The organism is Roseateles sp. P4_D2 (assembly GCF_056401875.1).
Genome location: NZ_JBFUIM010000010.1, coordinates 242,090 through 257,588 on the forward strand (window position 1 = coordinate 242,090; position 15,499 = coordinate 257,588).

Sequence of the window (15,499 nt, forward strand, 5' to 3'; positions counted from 1 at the left end):
ACAGAGGTGTCGAGGTGCTCGAAGGCCACCGGACTCTCTGTGTCTCTGTGCCTCTGTGGCTTTGTTCATGTCAGCCGCCGAGATGGCGCTCTCTCAACGGATCACCACGCCCCAGGGCAGCTTGCCCACCGCCACCTCGGCCACGCGCTGCAGCGTCTCGGTGTCGATGACCGACACCGCGCCTGAGCGCCCGCAGGCCACATAGAGCTTGCGGCCGTCGGGCGTCAGCGCCATGTTCCACGGCCGCTGGCCGACCGGGATGGTGGCGACCAGGGCCATGCGCTCCACGTCCAGCACCGAGACGGTCGCATCGCCGCCGTTGGAGATGAAAACGCGCTTGCCGTCGGGGTGCACGCTGATGCCATTGCTCTTGGGCCCGGCCATGAGCTTGTCCTGCACCGAGAAGGTCTGCATGTTGATGACGTAGATCTCGCTGGACATCTCGGCCGCTACAAAGGCCCGCCGCCCGTCGGGCGAGAAGCCGATGCCGCGCGGCCGCGTGCCGACCGGGATCTGCGCGACCTGGGCGCGCTTGTCCACGTCGATGACGTCCACCGCGCTGCCCTCCTCGGCGCTGACCAGCACCCAGCGCCCGTCGGGGCTGAAGACAGCGTGCTCGGGGTTCTTGCCGCGCACCTTGACGGCGAAGCTGCGCGCCATCGTGCGCGTGTCGACGAAGACGATCTCGTTGGCCTCCTCCACGGCGGCCACGACCCAACGGCCGTCGGGCGACTGGCCCAGGCCTTCGGGCGATTCGCCGAGCGGGATCTCGCCGGTTTGGCGCCGCGCGGTCAGGTCGATGACGACGAGGCGGTTGCCGGGCTGGTCGCTCACGTAGGCGCGGCGGCCGTCAGGGCTGATGACGGCGCCGCGCGGCTTGGCGCCCGCGGGCAGTTCGTAGAGCACGGCGTCGGTGGCGGTGTCGATGACGCTCAGCGTGCCCGAGCCCTCGTTGGACACATAGGCCAGCGGGCCGGCATGGGCCTGGGTGACTGCCGCGGCAAGCAGGGTCAGGGTGGGCAACAGGCGGGCCATGAAGGTCTCCGGTTCAGAAGCGATAGCTCAGGTTGGCACTGGCGAGGAAGGTGCGGCCTGGCGCGGGCTCGAAGAAGCGGCCGTTGCCGTCGTTGACGATGACGGAGCCGGCGTAGCGGCGGCCCGCGAGGTTGTCCACGCGCAGCAGGGCGCCCAGGTCCCAGGGGCCGAGGCTGAGCTGGTAGCCCGCGTGTGCGGCCAGCGTCGCGTAGCCGGGGGCGGCGTCGTTGTTGAGGTCATTGACGTAGACCTTGCTCAGCGCGCGCGCCTCGGCGCCGAAGCGCCAGCCGCTGGCGGGCTGCCAGGTCAGCGCGCCATAGACCGCGGTGCGGGCAATGCCGGGGATGCGGTTGTCGGCGTTGACCTGTTGGTTGGCGGCAGCGCAGGGCGTGGCGGTGCAGGTCAGGAAGCCGTCGCGGTAGCGCGCGTCCAGCCAGGTGGCGGCGACTTGCGCCTGCAGCGTGGTCGCGAGTTGGAACGAGCCCGAGGCTTCCAGGCCACGGCGGCGCGTGGCGCCGGCGTTCTGGTAGGTGGCGCGGCCGCCCAGGTTGGTCTGCGTGACGATCTCGTGCTCGGTGCCGGTCTGGAACAGCGCCAGCGCTAACTCGGCGCCATCCCACGGCCTGGCCTTGATGCCGGCCTCCACGCTGCGGCTCAGCGACGCCTGCAGGCCGAAGTTCAGGCCCGTGGCGCCGCTGGGGCGGTAGGCCAGCTCGTTGAGCGTGGGCGTCTCGAAGCCGCGGCCGGCGGTGGCGTAGACGCGCAGGCGCTCGCTGACCGCGAAGCTTGCGCCCAGCACCGGCAGCGTGGCCGAGTAGCTGGCGGCGCCGCTGTCGTCGGGGTTGGTCTTGGTGATGTAGGCGTCGGTCGAGCGGAAGTCGACCTTGCTGCGCCTCACGCCGGCGTTGAGCAGCCAGGCCGGCGTGGGCCGCCATTCGGCCTGCAGATAGGGGTCGGCGTTGCTGACGTGGTTGGTTTCGTCGCGGCGCAGGGCGCCCTGCACACCGAGCGTCGTGCCGATGAAGTTCTGGGTGCCGACGCGGTGCTCGCTCAGCTCGTCGGCGGCCACGCCGGCGATGACGCTGGCGGTGGCACTTTTCCAGCGCCAGCGCACATCGGCACCCTGGTAGTCGCGCGCCAGATCGATGACGCCACCGGGGTGCAGCGCATTGGCCTGCGTCGCGACCGGGATGGACTGGAACTGCATCGTCGTGCGGTGGCCCTGGTAGACCATCACGCGCAGGGTGTTGGCGCTGTCGATGCCGTGCTCCAGCACCAGGCCGCCCTGCTGCTGCTTCATCGTCTTGCGGGTGTTGAAGCTCAGCGCGCCGGGGTCGACGCCGCGCGGGTCGGCTTGCCATTGGGCACGGGTCAGGCCGAGCGGATCCTGCGCCTCGGGCAGCTCGACGCTGTTGGCGATCAGCGTCAGCTGCGTGTCGGCGCCGAGCTTGAAGTTCAGCCGCGCGTTGCCCAGGCGGCGCTCGGTGGCGCTGTGCTGGCGGTAGCCGTCGGTTGTGAAGCGGCTGGCGCCGAGCGTGTAGCCGATGGCGCCTGCGGTGCCGCTGGCAGACGCGGCCATGCGACGCAGGCCGTCGCTGCCAAAGCTGACGCCGGCGTCCAGGCGCGGCGGGCCGGCGGGGTTTTCGGAATAGATGCTGATGACACCGCCCGAGGAGTTGCCGTACAGCGCCGAGAACGGCCCGCGCAGCACCTCGACGCGGCCCACGGTGCCGATCTCGACGTTGGTGATCTGACCCTGGCCGTCGGGCAGCGTGGCGGGAATGTCGTCCACGTAGACGCGCACGCCGCGGATGCCGAAGCTGGCCCGCGCGCCGAAGCCGCGCACGGAGATCTGCACGTCCTGGGCGTAGTTCTGGCGGTCGCGGGCCAGCAGGCCCGGCACTTGCCCTAGGCCCTCGGATAGGTTGACCTGGGCGCGGCCGGCGCGCAGCGCGTCGCCGTCGATGCGGTTGATGGAAGCGGGCACGTCGAAAGGCGTGGCTTCAGTGCGCGTGGCGGTGATGACGACAGGTTCGAGGACGGTCGGTGCGGGTGCGGGTGCGGGTGCGGCGTGGGCGGCCGCGCTGGCGGCTGCCAGTGCGAGTGCCGTCCTTCGCGCCGCGGGCGCGAATCTCTTGTTCATGGGTATCTCCAGATGCGATCGGGCCGGCTCTTGCCACTCAGGCCGGACGCCAGGCCACTTTGTACTTGGTGAAGATCTCGGCGACGCGGCCTTGGCTGACCAGTTGGTTCAACGCGTCCTGAAGGGCCTGGGCGAGGTCGGTGGCGTCGCGCTTCACGGCCATTCCTGCGGCCCAGCCGTCGCGCGGCGCACGCGGCGACGGCAGGGGCTCGATGCGGTAGGCCGCGTCGCCAGCCAGCACCGTCTCCAGCTCCGACGCCAGGCCGGCGGCGGCGGCCACTTCGCCGCGCTGCAGTGCGCGGGCGGCCTCGCAGCCGTCCTTGAACTGCGTCAGCAGCTGCTCCCGGTAGGCGCCTCCGTCCGCACCGATCATCAGCCAGCCGGCCAGCGTCTGGCCGGGCACGGCCACGCGGCGTGTGCCGAGCTGGGACAGCGTCTCCAGCCGTGGCAGCTCATCCACACGCCGCGCCAGCATGACGCGCTCACGGTAGTAGGGGCCGAAGATGCGGGCCTGCGGCGTGGCCTCGATCAGCGGGCGGTCCACCGGCACGTGCATCAGCACGTCGGCCGGGCCGTGGCCGAGGTAGTGGCCCTTCCAGACCATGTTGCGCAGGTCGTCGCTCATGTTCTCGTCGGCATTGAAGGCCAGCGGCGCGAACTTGACGCCCAGGGCCTCGGCCAGCGCCTGGCCCAGCTCCATGTCGATGCCCTTGCCCTTCACGTGGAAGGGCGGCATGTCCTCGTACAGGCCGACGATGAGCCGGCCGCGCTCGCGCACCTGGGCCAGCGTGGCGGCGCCCGCCCCCGTGCCGGTGAGGGCGCTGGCGGCGGCCCAGGCGAGGATGTGGCGCCGGTTCACAGCGGCTTCTCCCGGCGCACTTCCAGGTAGGACTTGATCGCCCACATCGCTTCCTGCGTGAACACGCCCTCGAAGGGCGGCATGTAGACGGCGCCGTTGCGGCTGCGGCCGTGGCGCACGGTGTTCAGGAAGTAGTCGTCGTTCTCCTTCACGCAGGCGGCCTTTTTGGCGGCGTCCTTCAGCGTGCTGCAGTCGTTGTCCAGCCGGCGCAGGTCGGGCGCAATGCCGCCCGAGATGGCCTCCAGGCCGTGGCAGCGCGCGCAGTTCTGGTTGAAGGCCGAGCTGCCGATCTTGATGGCGGCCTCATCGCCGCGAAAGGGGTTCTCGGGTCGCCAGCCTTCGCCCAGCTGGGGCAGGCTGCTGGTGTCCACGGCCTGGGGGGTGACGTCGCCGTGGGCCCAGGCCACGACGGCCGCGACACACAGGCTGCCGGCGATGAAGCGGGGATGGAATTTCATGGGTTGTCTCCGGTCGTTGTCTGGGTTTGCAGGCCCGTTCGGGCTCTGTCCCTGCGCTGCAAGCGACATGCCAGGACGGAACTGTTCCAACCTGGAACACCGACCGTGTCGGCGCTTGACCTGTGTCATGGACAGCCGAACCGCTTTGGGACACGATGGCCGCAAGACACAGACAGGCGTGGCACCGACCGCGCCGCCGCCGAGACAAGCCTGCAACAGGCAGGCGCATGAGAGCCTCTATGCCCACCATCGAGACCGAAGCGCCGGCCAGCCCGGCGCCGCCGGGCCCCCCCCGACAGGCCTTCATCGAGCGCAGCCACCAGCGCAGCGAAGCGCTGGGCCTGAAGCGCCACGAGAAAAGCGGGCTGGACCCGATGATCCGCAGCGACCTCAACCTCGCGCGCGAACGCAACCAACGCCTGTACACCCACGCCGCGCCGGTGATGCAGCTGCTCTACGAGCAGATCGTCAACACCGAAAGCATGATCGTGCTGACCGACGCGCAGGGCACCATCCTGCACGCGGTGGGCGATGACAGCTTCCTGGCCCGCGCCCACCGCGTGGCGCTGGCGCCGGGTGAGAACTGGGCCGAGCATGCCAAGGGCACCAATGCCATCGGCACGGCGCTGTTCGAGGAGGTGCCCACGCTCGTGCATGGCGGCGAGCACTTCATCCACGCCAACAATTTCCTGACCTGCTCGGCCTCACCCATCTTCGACCCGCGCGGCAACATGCTCGGCGTGCTGGACGTGACGGGCGACCACCGCGGCTACCACCAGCACACCATGGGCCTGGTGCGCATGTCGGCCCGCATGATCGAGAACCACTGGCTCTCGGACGACTACAACAACCGCCTGCGCCTGCACTTCCACAGCCGGCCCGAGTTCATCGGCACGCTGCTCGAAGGCATCCTGGTCGTGTCGCCGGAAGGCCGGCTGCTGGGCGCCAACCGCGCCGCGCTGGACCAGCTCGGCGTCAGCGGCGCGGAGCTGCGCATGCGCAGCCTGAGCAGCCTGCTGGGCACGACGCCGGCGGCCATCTACGACCACTTCCGCATGCCAATGTCGCCGCCGATGCAGCTGTGCCTGCCAACGGGCCAGAGCTTCTTCGTCAGCGCGCGCTTCGACTGGCCCTCGCGCCCGGTGGTGGGGGGGCTGCGCAATGCGGAGATGGCCGACGTCATCGATGCGCGCGAGCCCTCGCAGGGCACCAGCTCGCTGCGCGAAGGCGAATGGACCGGCGGCGTCGCCAGCCCCGACTCGCTGCCCCCGCCACCGGCGGACATGGTGGCGACGGCGGCCACGGCCAACGGCGCCCAGCGCTTCTCCGGCCTGCAATACCTGCGCACCGGCGACCCACAGCTGGAGACCGTCATCCAGAAGGTCAAACGCGTGCTGGACCGCGGCATCCCGCTGCTCATCCTGGGCGAGACCGGCACCGGCAAGGAGTTGCTGGCCCGCGCGGTGCACCACGACTCGGTGCGCGCGCGCCAGGCTTTCGTGGCCGTGAACTGCGCGTCCATCCCCGAGAGCCTCATCGAGGCCGAGCTGTTCGGCTACGAGGAAGGCGCTTTCACCGGCGCGCGGCGCAAGGGTGCGCCGGGGCGGCTGGTGCAGGCCAACGGCGGCACGCTGTTCCTGGACGAGATCGGCGACATGCCGCTGCCGCTGCAGGCGCGGCTGCTGCGCGCGCTGCAGGAGCGCAGCGTGACGCCGCTGGGCAGCACCAAGTCCATCGCGGTGGACATCGCCGTCATCGGCGCCACCCACCGCAACCTGCGCGAGATGATCGCCGCGCAGACCTTCCGCGAGGACCTCTACTACCGCCTCAACGGCCTGGCCCTGCGCCTGCCGGCGCTGCGCGAACGTACCGACGTGGAAGCCATCGTGCGGCGCATCCTGCAGGCCGAGCGCCCGCAGGACACGCCCGAGCTCAGCCCCCAGGTGCTGGGCATGTTCCGCCGCTACCAATGGCCGGGCAACATCCGCCAGCTGGCCAATGTGCTGCGCACGGCGGCGGTGATGTCGGCGGGCGAGCGGCTGGTGACGACGAATCACCTGTCGGATGACTTCCTCGAAGACATGCAGCGCGCTGTGGGCGGCATGACACCGGCCCCGCCGCCCGCGCAGGCGCCGGCCTGGCCGCCCTTCGAGCCGCATGCCGCGCTGCCGGCCCCAGCACCCGCTGCAGCTGCGGCAGCTTCGGCAGCGGCCGTGGAGCCGGCGAGCGCGCGCACGCTGGAGCAGGCCGAGATCGACATGATCCGCGCCACGCTGGACGCAGCGGGCGGCAACATCTCGCTGGCCTCCAAGCAGCTGGGCATCAGCCGCAACACGATCTACCGCCGGCTGCGCTGGAACACGCCCACGGCAGACTGACCGTTCAGCGGCAGGTTGACCGTTGTTCCCGGGCCTCAAAGCAGGCCCGGGACTTTCCCGGGGAGGTGCTGCACGGCGCTGTGCCGAACTGGAGCAAAACCCCTCATTGACGCCGGCTGCAACGGCGTTCTGGCAAGGCACGGGTCTTGCACCCCTGGGTGCATCGACCTGCTGACTGCCTGCTCCCATGTCCCGTCTTCTTCTGCGCGGCTTCCCATGAAGCTCCTCGTCCTCGGCTCCGGCGCGGGCGGTGGTTTCCCGCTGTGGAACTGCCACTGCCGGCTGTGCAGCAGCTGGCGCCGCGGTGAGCTCGACGCCAGCGCGCGCACACAAAGCGCCATCGCCATCTCGCAGGACGGGCGGCCCGGCGAGGGCTGGCTGCTGATCAACGCCAGCCCCGACCTGCCGCAGCAGATCCGGGCCACGCCCGCGCTGCAGCCGGCCCACGCGGGCGACATGCCCATCCGCGCCGTCGTGCTGCTGGACTCGCGGCTGCATCACGTGGCCGGGCTGCTCTCCTTGCGCGAGAGCCGCGAACTGGAGGTCTATGCCACGCCGCTGGTGTTCGAGGACCTGACGGCCGAGCTGCCTTTGCTGCATGTGCTGGAGAGCTACTGCCGCGTGCGCTGGCGCATGCTGCCCATTGCCGGCGACGTGCGCAGCGCGAGCTTCGAGATCCCGGGCTTCCCGGCGCTGAGCTTTGCCGCCGTGGCCGTGCCGGCGCGGGCGCCGCGGCATGCGCGGCTGCGCAGCGAGGCGGCGGGCGAGTGCATCGCGCTGCAGGTGCAGGACCGGCGCACGGGCCGGCGCGCCTTCCTGTCGCCGGCGCTGGCCGAGGTCGGCGAGGCCGAACTGGCCTGGATGCGCCGAGCCGACTGCGTCGTCGTCGACGGCAGCTTCTGGACCGAGCATGGCATGCAGGAGGCCGGCGTCGGGTCGGTCAGCGCCAGCGACAAGGGCCACCTGCCGCAGAGCCGCCACGGCGAACGGCCCGGGATGATCGACGCGCTGCAGGCCAGCGGCGCGCCGCGCAAGGTGCTCACCCATATCCACCACAGCAACCCCATCCTCGATCGCGGTGGCGCCCAGCGCCGTGAGCTGCTGGCGCACGGCATCGAGGTGGCGCACGACGGCATGGAGATTGAACTGTGAGCACAGCGACCGCCGCCCCACGGCCCGCGCGCCCGGCCGAGCCACTGTGGCTGGAATGGCTGACCCTCGTCGGCGGCCTGGCCTTCTGCACCTGGCTGCTGGGTGTGCGCGGCGTCTGGGCGCTGCTGCTGGGCGCCGACCCCACGGGGCTGACGCTGGTCATCATGGCCGTCTTCCTGTGCGCGACGCTGTGGTGCGGCCAACGCTCGCGCGAGCTGCAGCGCCAGCGTGACTTGCTGGCTGATCCGCGGCTCGCCCGCGCCGGAGAGGCCTGCTGGGCGGCCGAATACCTGGGCGCGCCTGGCGACATCGCGACCGAGCTGCTGCTGGAACACAGCCACGGCCCACACGGCACGGCGTGGTGGGTCAACGGCATCCAGCTCAAGCTCGGGCTGCTGGGCAAGGTCATCGGCTTCTCGATGCTGGCGCTGACCATCGGCAAGCTGCATAGCTTCGACCCGGCGCAGTCGCAGGAGCTGCTGCGCAGCCTGACGGCGGGCCTGGGCGTGGCGCTGCTGACGACCATGGTGGGCCTGGTGGGCAACATCCTGCTGGGTTTGCAACTCACAAGGCTTGATCGCTTCGCCGACGCACTGGTCGCCGATATCCAGCGTGCCGGGCTCCGAAAGGACGGTGCGTGATGCGCCGCTTGCGCCGGGGTTCAAGGGAGGCCGAGGTCGACCCTTTCTACGACATGCTGTTCAACCTGCTGATCGGTTTCGTCTTCTGCTTCATCGTGGCGTTGCTGGCCATGAACCCGCGCGCCACCAAGGCCGGCGACGTGCCGTCCAAGGCCGAGTACCTGATCAACGTGGCCTGGCCCGACAACAGCCCCAACGACATCGACACCTGGGTGCAGGACCCGGGCGGCAACCTGGTGTGGTTCCGCCAGCGCGAGGCCGGGCTGATGTACCTGGACCGCGACGACCGTGGCGACGCCAACGCGGCCACCATCGTCAACGGCCAGCGCATCCAGAGCCCCTTCCGGCAAGAGGTGGTGAGCATCCGCGGCATCGTGCCCGGAGAGCACATCGTCAACGCCCAGTACTACCAGTCCAACGACGGCCAGCCGGTGCCGGTGACCGTGACGGTCATCAAGGTCAACCCGCGCGCCGACGTCGTCTTCTACGGCACGGTCAAGCTGGCCCGCAAGGGCGACGAGGCCACCGCCGTGCGCTTCACGCTGCAGCCCGACGGCGGCGTCGTCAACGTCAACACGCTTCCAAAAAGTCTGATGCAAAGACCATGACTCTGCCCATCATCCTCAGCTTTGCCGCACTGCTGCTGCTGTGTCTGCTTGCCCTGCTGCAGTCGCGCTGGCCGGTGTGGCTGCGCGGCCTGCTGGTGGTCGGCGTGAGCTGCTTCTACTTCTACGCCGAGGGTGCCATCCACACGCTGTGGGGCTGGCCCAGCGGCGATCCGCTGCCCGAGCGCTTCGTGCTGCTGGCCGCCGTCATCGAGGAGCCCGCCGGCAAGCGCGACGGGGCCCTCTATGTCTGGGTCAACGCCGTGGAAGACGGCAGGCCCGCCGCCCAGCCCCGCGCCTATCAACTGCCCTACAGCAAGGACTTGCATGGACTGCTCAACGAGGGCCTGAAGAAGGTCCGCAACGGCATTGCCCAGCTCGGCACGGCCGAGCCCAAGGCCGGCCGCAAGGGCCTGGCTTGGCTGCGGCCGGGCAGCGACGAGCAGCAGGTGAAGCTGCGCGACATGCCGCTGCCTCAGCTACCGGAAAAATGAGCATGCGCCGTCGTCTTCTGTTCACGCTGATGGCCTTGGCCGGTTGCAGCCGCGCGCCGGAGGGGCAGTCCTGGTTCCCGCTCGAAGCCGGCCACCGCTGGACCTACACCGTCACGACGCGCAGCGGTGCGGACACGTCCGAGCGCGAGAGCCTGACACTTCGTACCTTGGGCTCGGCCACGCTGGTGCTGGACGACCAGCCCGCTTGGCAGCGCCGCAGCGACAGCGGCGTGAACTACTGGCTGCGCGCCGACGCCAGCGGCATCGTGCGCGTGGCCAGCAAGAGTGACATGCAGGCCGACCCGGTGGCCGATGCGCCGGGCCGCTTCGTGCTGAAGGCGCCATTCGTGGTCGGCACGCAATGGCAGGCGCCGACGACGGCCTACTTGCTGATGCGCACGGCCGAGTACCCGCGCGAGATCAAGCACAGCCATCCGAACATCCCCATGACCTATGAAATCGAGGCGGTGTCCGACGTGGTGCGCACGTCGGCAGGCAGCTTCTCGCCCTGCCTGCGCGTGCGTGGCAGCGCGACGGTGAAGATCTTCGTCGATGCCATCACCGGCTACCGCGACCAGCCGCTGACGACGCTGGAGTGGTATTGCCGCGGCGTCGGCCTCGTGAAGCTGGAACGCAGCGAGCCGTCCACCTCGCCGATGCTGGTGGGCGGCTCGCGAACGCTGGAGCTCGAGTCCTGGCAGTAATACCCATGGGCCGAGCGCCGGGCCGTTCCCTGGCACGGCACACTGCGCCCCGGCCGTGTCGGCCGAGGGAGCAAAAGCTGTGTTGGATGTTTCGCGTGTGACGGCAGCCTGCTTGGGGCGCCGAAGGTTCCTGGGCGGGATGCTGCTGGCGCCTTTCGCCGGCGCGGCCGGCGCCGCCGGTTGGACGCCCGGCAACGGCCCCTACGCGGTAGGCAGCAGTTGCATGAAGGCCGAGCCGGCGACCGCAGCGCCGATGGCGGACTACCTCATCGGCAGCCTGTCGCCGCAAGGCCCGCTGTACCTGGACCAGCTGATCAGCGATCGCCAGGCCACGCTGGTGATCGACGTGAAGGTGCCCAAGGACTGGCCGTATGCCGGGGCGCTGGCCGGACGCAGCCTGCCGGTGGTGCTGACGGTGTTCTACCCGACGCCGGCCGACAACCGCCGCCCCGACTACACCTTCCCTGAGGAGACCGGCTGGTATCGCCTGCCGCACATGCAGCGGCCCGGCGAGGCGCCGCTGTTTGCCGACGAGCGGGCGCGCTACCCGCTGATCGTTCACTCCGGCGGGCAGGGCACGCATGGGCTGTGGCACATCGGAAAGCTCGCGCACCTGGCCTCGCAGGGCTACATCGTGGTCGACGTTTACCACGGTGACAGGCGCACGCCGGGCGGCAGCGAAATGTTCGCCCTGCGCAGCCTGGCCGTGCGCGCGGCGCTGGACCATGTGCTGGCCCACCCACACTACGCAGACCACATCGACGCCGCCCGCATCGGCGCCACCGGCAGCAGTGCCGGCGGCCTGACCGTGCTCACGCTGATGGGCGGCTTGAACCCCGCGCGGCGCGGCCTGTCCCTGGCCGACGAGCGCATCAAGGCCGGCTTCGGGACGGTGCCCTTTCCCGGCATCGGCATGGCCGCGGCGCGAGCCATGGGCTTGCCCGTCAACCTGCCCCCGGGCGCAGGCCCGAATTTCTGGAATTTCGGCTTGGACTTCGCCGGCCTCGCCGCCGTCAAGCGGCCCTGGTTTGCGGTCAGCGGCGAGCAGGACCGTAACGTGCCGGCCGCCGACGTGCTGGCCGCCGCGCGCGCGATGGGCGGCCCGGCCTGGGTGGTGGAAATGAAGGGCCAGACCCACGGCTTCAACGAAGCGGCCAACGCCGAGACGTGGGGCTGGGAGGCGGCCTTTTTCGACGCCCACCTGCGCAACGACGCAGCGGCCCGCGCGCTGCTACGCCCCGATGCCCAGCCGGCCGGGCCCGAGGCACTCGGCCGCATGCTGCTGCAGCCGGCCTGAGCTCGGTAGGCCAATGGGGTGAGCATCGCGAATCCCAACGCAAGCGACGGCATATGGGATCAACGACATCGCGCGTGGCTAGGTGTCAAGACCCGCCTGTTTGTATACGGCGCGCTTGAACAAATGGGGTTTGGAGACCTGCCAAGCTTGAAGGGCTTGCACGGGTGAGCGATGGTCGGGCATAGATGCGCCGGCCCAGCGTGGTGCGGCGGGTCCCAAAGGTGTAGACGCCGATCAGGCCCGTCATCAGCATCAGCACGTTGGGCAGGGCCTTGTACGAGGCCAGCAGCCAGACCAGCGCTGCGCTACTGCGGTTTCATCGCGCAATCACGTCGAGCCGCATCCGCTGCGTCGGCAGGCCCTCGACGGCAACTTCAACCACGATGGGGCCGGGCGAAGCGCCCGCGCGGACTGCCGCCACCATCCGACCGTGGAAGGTCTTGCGTTCGCCCGATTGCAGGCTGCTCGCATCGACGGGGTCGCCGTTGCCCGCGCCGCCCAGCACGCCGGCGCCGGTCACACTGACCTTCACCTGGCGATCACCGGCGCGCGCGTAGATGGGAACGCCGTCGCTGTCGGCCAGCTCGATCGTCACGTAGGCCAGGTCCTCGCCATTGGCCTTCAGCTGCGACCGATCCGCGGTCGCCTTGAACGCCGCCGGCAGACCCGCCGTGCGCAGCTCCCACTGGCCAGCGCGCCTGCCGTCCCGATAGCCGACCGCCATCAGGCGGCCCGGCGCATAGGGCACGACGAACCGGGCCTTGTATTCAGTGGCGAGGCCAACGGCCTGCCGCCCCAGGCTCTTGTCGTTGAGGAAGAGTTCGACCTCCGGGAACTCCGAGTACACATCGACGTTCAGCAGCCTGCCTTCCTGGCCGCCCCACGACCAGCTGGGATGCACGTCCTCCAGCGTCCAGTCGCTGTGCGGGTCGCCTTCCGGGAAGGGATAGTGCGGGAAAGCGCGAGTGCCAGCCGGCTGCTCGACGAAGGCCGCGATCGGGTCGATGCCGGTCTTCCACAGTACCTGGCGGTAGTAGGCGGCGGGACGCTTGCGCCCGGTAGCGTCGATCTCTCCGCAATAGGCCAGGTGCCACGGATATGGGCCCCAGGTCTTCCAGTCCTGCTTGGCGTTCACCCAGCCGATGCCGGCCTCGCCGAGGTAGTCGAAGGAGGTCCACACGAAATCGCCGATCACCCACGGCAGGGTCTCCACCGGTCGCCAGTAGTTGAAGGCGTGGCGGGACAGGGACTCGCCGCTGTACATGACGCGCGACGGGTGTTGCTCGTGGTCGCGTTCGAACAGGTGGGGCATGTAGTTGTAGCCGGCCGCGTCGAGCTCGCCATAGGCGCTGGCGATCGTCGGGGAGTCGATGCTGACCGCCTGGGTCACCGGCCGGGTCGCGTCGAGCTGGCGGACCCGCTGGACCAACATCCGTGCGGTCTTCGCGCCCTCGGGCGTGCCCTGCTCCCGGATCTCGTTGCCGATGCTCCAGAACAGCACGCTGGGGTGATTGCGGCCGCTGATGATCAGGCTGTCCAAGTCCTTCTGCCAGTTGTCAGCGAAGAAGCGCGCGTAGTCGGCGCTGGTCTTGCTGTTTCGCCAGGCGTCGAAGGCCTCGTTGATGACCAGCATGCCGAGCTCATCGGCAGCGTCCAGGGTGGCTTGGCTTGCGGGGTTGTGGGCGTTGCGGATGGCGTTGTAGCCGGCCGCCTTCATCAGCGCGACCTTGCGCGCATCCGCATCGGGAAGCCCGGCGGCGCCGAGCATGTAGTGGTCGTGGTGGATGTTGCCGCCGCGCAGCAGCACCTTCTCGCCATTGATGCGCAAGCCGTTTTTCGCATCGATCGCCACGGTACGGATGCCGAAACGGGTCAAGCGCACATCGGTCGCGACACCGTTGACGCGCACCTCCTGGCGAAGCAGGTAGAGATGCGGTGCCGACGGCCCCCACAGCCTGGGCTTGTCCACGGCCAGAGCTTGCCCGGCATCCACCTGGCCGCGCGCCGGCACGACGTAACGCTTGCTGGCGCGGGCGACGGTCTCGCTGCCGTCGACGCTGGTCACGGCCGTGACCACTTCCACCTGCTGTGGCTTGACCTGGCGGTTGGAGAGGCGTGTCCGAACGTCCAGGTCCGCCCGTTGAGCGGTCGCGGCGCGGGTCGCAACCGCCACGCTGTCGGGGTCGATGTGCACCGGGTCCAGCAGTTCCACAGCCACCGGGCGGATCAGGCCCGAGCCGGCATACCAGCGCGACGACGAGTCCTCATGGCGCGCCCGGACGACGATGACGTTGTCGCCCGCCTTGACCTTGCCTGTCAGGTCCAGCGTGAATGCGGTGTAGCCGTAGCGATGCTGTCCCACAGGCTCGCCGTTCAACCAGATGTCCGAGTCCATGTAGACGGCTTCGAACTTGAGCCGGACCACGCGGGCGGCTTCGGCCGAAGTCAGCGTGAGGTGACGCCGGTACCAGCCGGTGCCACCAGGGATGTAGCCGGAGTCGCGGCCACCCACGGTGGCGGGATCAAAGGGTGGCGCCCCGTCCGCCTTGTCCAGGATGGAGAAGTCGTGCGGCACGGCCACCTGGCGCCATGCGCCGTCGTCGAAGTCGGGCCGCTCCGCGCCCTTGACCTCCCCCGCCATGAAACGCCAGCCCATTGAAAGACGGCGTTCCTCAGCGGCCGACGTGATCGAGACGAGCGCCAGCATCAGCGCCCATGGCAAGCGGCGCGTGAACTTGTTGAGCCTCAACATCAATTTGTGTCCAATGAAAATCTCGAGAGGCAGCCCCAGCCCCCACGGGGCTTCGTCCGAAATCAGCGGGCTGCAGCCCGTAGGTTAATGGGATGAGCATCGCGAACCCCAGCGTCTACGCGCCGGTACCGTTGGGGTTCACTTTGTTCGCCTCAACCTACGGGCTGTTGGCGCCCAAGTAGTGGCAGAGGGCTCGTTTCGGCCATGAGCGGAAGTTCACTCTGGCGGGATCATCGGCCGGTCAACTCACAAAGCTGTCGCCCAACGTCGAAGCTCAGCGGACGGCGAAGCCGTCCGCTGGAGTGAAAGGTTGGGCCGCTTGATCATGGGCAAGCAGGCAGCTGTCGCTCTGCAAGCTCAGCCTCCGACGCGTCCTGAACATATGCCCCAGCCACTGCAAGCACTTTGAGATCTTCGCTCCAGGAAGCACCCAGTCGTTCAAGATTCCGGCGAGACAGTGATTCCTCTGTTTCACGCGCCATGAGATCTGCGCAAATGTATTTAGGAATCCATTGCTTCTTTCGAGCGCACTGCGTGAATTCCGGCGACTTAAGCCTCAGTCGGCCTTCTGCAATCCAGCGCCCGAGGAAGGTATCGGCGTACGCCGCATCTTGCGCAACGCAAAGCCGAATCACCGGAAACACCCACATTGGCCCGGCACCGCCCGCCAATACCGGCGCGGCACAGGAAAGAGCTAAGGCAGCGAAATAGCTTCGGAATCTCATGCGGTTCAACGTGAAAGCTCAGCGGGCGGCGAAGCCGTCCGCTGCAGTGACCGGTTATCCAGCATGGAACCTCCAGCTAAGTGCGCATTGGTACTCGCCTGCCACCGCTTCGGCGCGCCGCAGGTAGTCAATGGCGGCGGATGGCGGTTCGAAACGACAAACGATGTCAATACGCAGACTTCGGCCGCGCGCCTCCGGATAGCTTGTGTAGATTTCGCCCGATTCGACGAACCCGAAGTAGCGATTTAGCTTTTCT

At 69.0% G+C, this 15,499-nt stretch carries 13 protein-coding genes; 7 read left to right on the forward strand and 6 right to left on the reverse strand.

What is annotated here, in order from left to right:
• Positions 1-93 precede the first annotated feature (93 nt).
• Genes AC1DW0_RS19395 through pedF form a run of 4 tightly spaced genes read right to left on the reverse strand, consistent with a single transcriptional unit; the run spans position 94 to position 4,495 of the window.
• Entirely contained in the window at positions 94-1,035 is a 942-nt protein-coding gene (locus tag AC1DW0_RS19395; protein ID WP_056200347.1) for a beta-propeller fold lactonase family protein, read from the reverse strand.
• Between the two features lie 13 nt (positions 1,036-1,048).
• Positions 1,049-3,178 carry a TonB-dependent receptor family protein gene (locus AC1DW0_RS19400; RefSeq protein ID WP_477947436.1) on the reverse strand — a complete coding sequence of 710 codons (2,130 nt, stop codon included), beginning with the start codon at positions 3,176-3,178 and terminating at the stop codon, positions 1,049-1,051.
• Positions 3,179-3,215: 37 nt separating this feature from the next.
• Positions 3,216-4,037 (reverse strand): substrate-binding periplasmic protein, encoded by an 822-nt coding sequence (locus tag AC1DW0_RS19405; protein ID WP_477947438.1) that lies wholly within the window; start codon positions 4,035-4,037, stop codon positions 3,216-3,218.
• Positions 4,034-4,495 carry a cytochrome c-550 PedF gene (gene pedF / locus AC1DW0_RS19410; protein WP_457320508.1) on the reverse strand — a complete coding sequence of 154 codons (462 nt, stop codon included), beginning with the start codon at positions 4,493-4,495 and terminating at the stop codon, positions 4,034-4,036. Before pedF ends, AC1DW0_RS19405 begins: the two co-directional genes overlap by 4 nt.
• Positions 4,496-4,734: 239 nt before the next feature.
• Here pedF and AC1DW0_RS19415 point away from each other — a divergent pair, with 239 nt between their 5' ends.
• The 7 genes from AC1DW0_RS19415 to AC1DW0_RS19445 all read left to right on the forward strand — a co-directional run bounded on the left by AC1DW0_RS19415 (position 4,735) and on the right by AC1DW0_RS19445 (position 11,766).
• Positions 4,735-6,873 carry a sigma-54-dependent Fis family transcriptional regulator gene (locus AC1DW0_RS19415; protein ID WP_477947440.1) on the forward strand — a complete coding sequence of 713 codons (2,139 nt, stop codon included), beginning with the start codon at positions 4,735-4,737 and terminating at the stop codon, positions 6,871-6,873.
• Between the two features lie 216 nt (positions 6,874-7,089).
• On the forward strand, positions 7,090-8,025 hold the full coding sequence (pqqB, locus tag AC1DW0_RS19420) for a pyrroloquinoline quinone biosynthesis protein PqqB (protein ID WP_477947442.1): 936 nt from the start codon (positions 7,090-7,092) through the stop codon (positions 8,023-8,025).
• Complete coding sequence (locus AC1DW0_RS19425) at positions 8,022-8,666, forward strand: hypothetical protein (protein ID WP_477947444.1); 645 nt, start codon at positions 8,022-8,024, stop codon at positions 8,664-8,666. Before pqqB ends, AC1DW0_RS19425 begins: the two co-directional genes overlap by 4 nt.
• A complete protein-coding gene (locus tag AC1DW0_RS19430) occupies positions 8,666-9,274 on the forward strand; it encodes a hypothetical protein (RefSeq protein WP_056200327.1) in 609 nt (202 codons plus the stop codon). The genes AC1DW0_RS19425 and AC1DW0_RS19430 overlap by 1 nt, the downstream gene beginning before the upstream one ends.
• Positions 9,271-9,765 (forward strand): hypothetical protein, encoded by a 495-nt coding sequence (locus tag AC1DW0_RS19435; RefSeq protein WP_477947446.1) that lies wholly within the window; start codon positions 9,271-9,273, stop codon positions 9,763-9,765. Before AC1DW0_RS19430 ends, AC1DW0_RS19435 begins: the two co-directional genes overlap by 4 nt.
• 2 nt (positions 9,766-9,767) lie before the next feature.
• On the forward strand, positions 9,768-10,469 hold the full coding sequence (locus AC1DW0_RS19440; protein ID WP_477947448.1) for a hypothetical protein: 702 nt from the start codon (positions 9,768-9,770) through the stop codon (positions 10,467-10,469).
• Between the two features lie 139 nt (positions 10,470-10,608).
• Entirely contained in the window at positions 10,609-11,766 is a 1,158-nt protein-coding gene (locus AC1DW0_RS19445) for an alpha/beta hydrolase family protein (protein WP_477947450.1), read from the forward strand.
• A gap of 316 nt (positions 11,767-12,082) precedes the next feature.
• Here the strand turns inward: AC1DW0_RS19445 and AC1DW0_RS19450 are convergent, their stop codons facing one another.
• Together AC1DW0_RS19450 and AC1DW0_RS19455 are read right to left on the reverse strand one after the other, a co-directional pair.
• Positions 12,083-14,518: a glycoside hydrolase family 2 TIM barrel-domain containing protein gene (locus tag AC1DW0_RS19450; protein WP_477947452.1), complete on the reverse strand. Its 2,436-nt coding sequence runs from the start codon at positions 14,516-14,518 to the stop codon at positions 12,083-12,085.
• Between the two features lie 779 nt (positions 14,519-15,297).
• The coding region (locus AC1DW0_RS19455) for a DUF6572 domain-containing protein (RefSeq protein WP_477947454.1) at positions 15,298-15,499 on the reverse strand (202 nt) is incomplete at its 5' end.

Excerpts from the sequence above, each read along its gene's own strand:
- AC1DW0_RS19395 (WP_056200347.1), bottom strand. The coding sequence starts at position 1,035 with ATGGCCCGCCTGTTGCCCACCCTGACCCTGCTTGCCGCGGCAGTCACC.
- AC1DW0_RS19400 (WP_477947436.1), bottom strand. The coding sequence starts at position 3,178 with ATGAACAAGAGATTCGCGCCCGCGGCGCGAAGGACGGCACTCGCACTG.
- pedF (WP_457320508.1), bottom strand. The coding sequence starts at position 4,495 with ATGAAATTCCATCCCCGCTTCATCGCCGGCAGCCTGTGTGTCGCGGCC.
- AC1DW0_RS19415 (WP_477947440.1), top strand. The coding sequence starts at position 4,735 with ATGCCCACCATCGAGACCGAAGCGCCGGCCAGCCCGGCGCCGCCGGGC.
- pqqB (WP_477947442.1), top strand. The coding sequence starts at position 7,090 with ATGAAGCTCCTCGTCCTCGGCTCCGGCGCGGGCGGTGGTTTCCCGCTG.
- AC1DW0_RS19430 (WP_056200327.1), top strand. The coding sequence starts at position 8,666 with ATGCGCCGCTTGCGCCGGGGTTCAAGGGAGGCCGAGGTCGACCCTTTC.
- AC1DW0_RS19435 (WP_477947446.1), top strand. The coding sequence starts at position 9,271 with ATGACTCTGCCCATCATCCTCAGCTTTGCCGCACTGCTGCTGCTGTGT.
- AC1DW0_RS19440 (WP_477947448.1), top strand. The coding sequence starts at position 9,768 with ATGCGCCGTCGTCTTCTGTTCACGCTGATGGCCTTGGCCGGTTGCAGC.
- AC1DW0_RS19445 (WP_477947450.1), top strand. The coding sequence starts at position 10,609 with ATGCTGCTGGCGCCTTTCGCCGGCGCGGCCGGCGCCGCCGGTTGGACG.
- AC1DW0_RS19450 (WP_477947452.1), bottom strand. The coding sequence starts at position 14,518 with ATGTTGAGGCTCAACAAGTTCACGCGCCGCTTGCCATGGGCGCTGATG.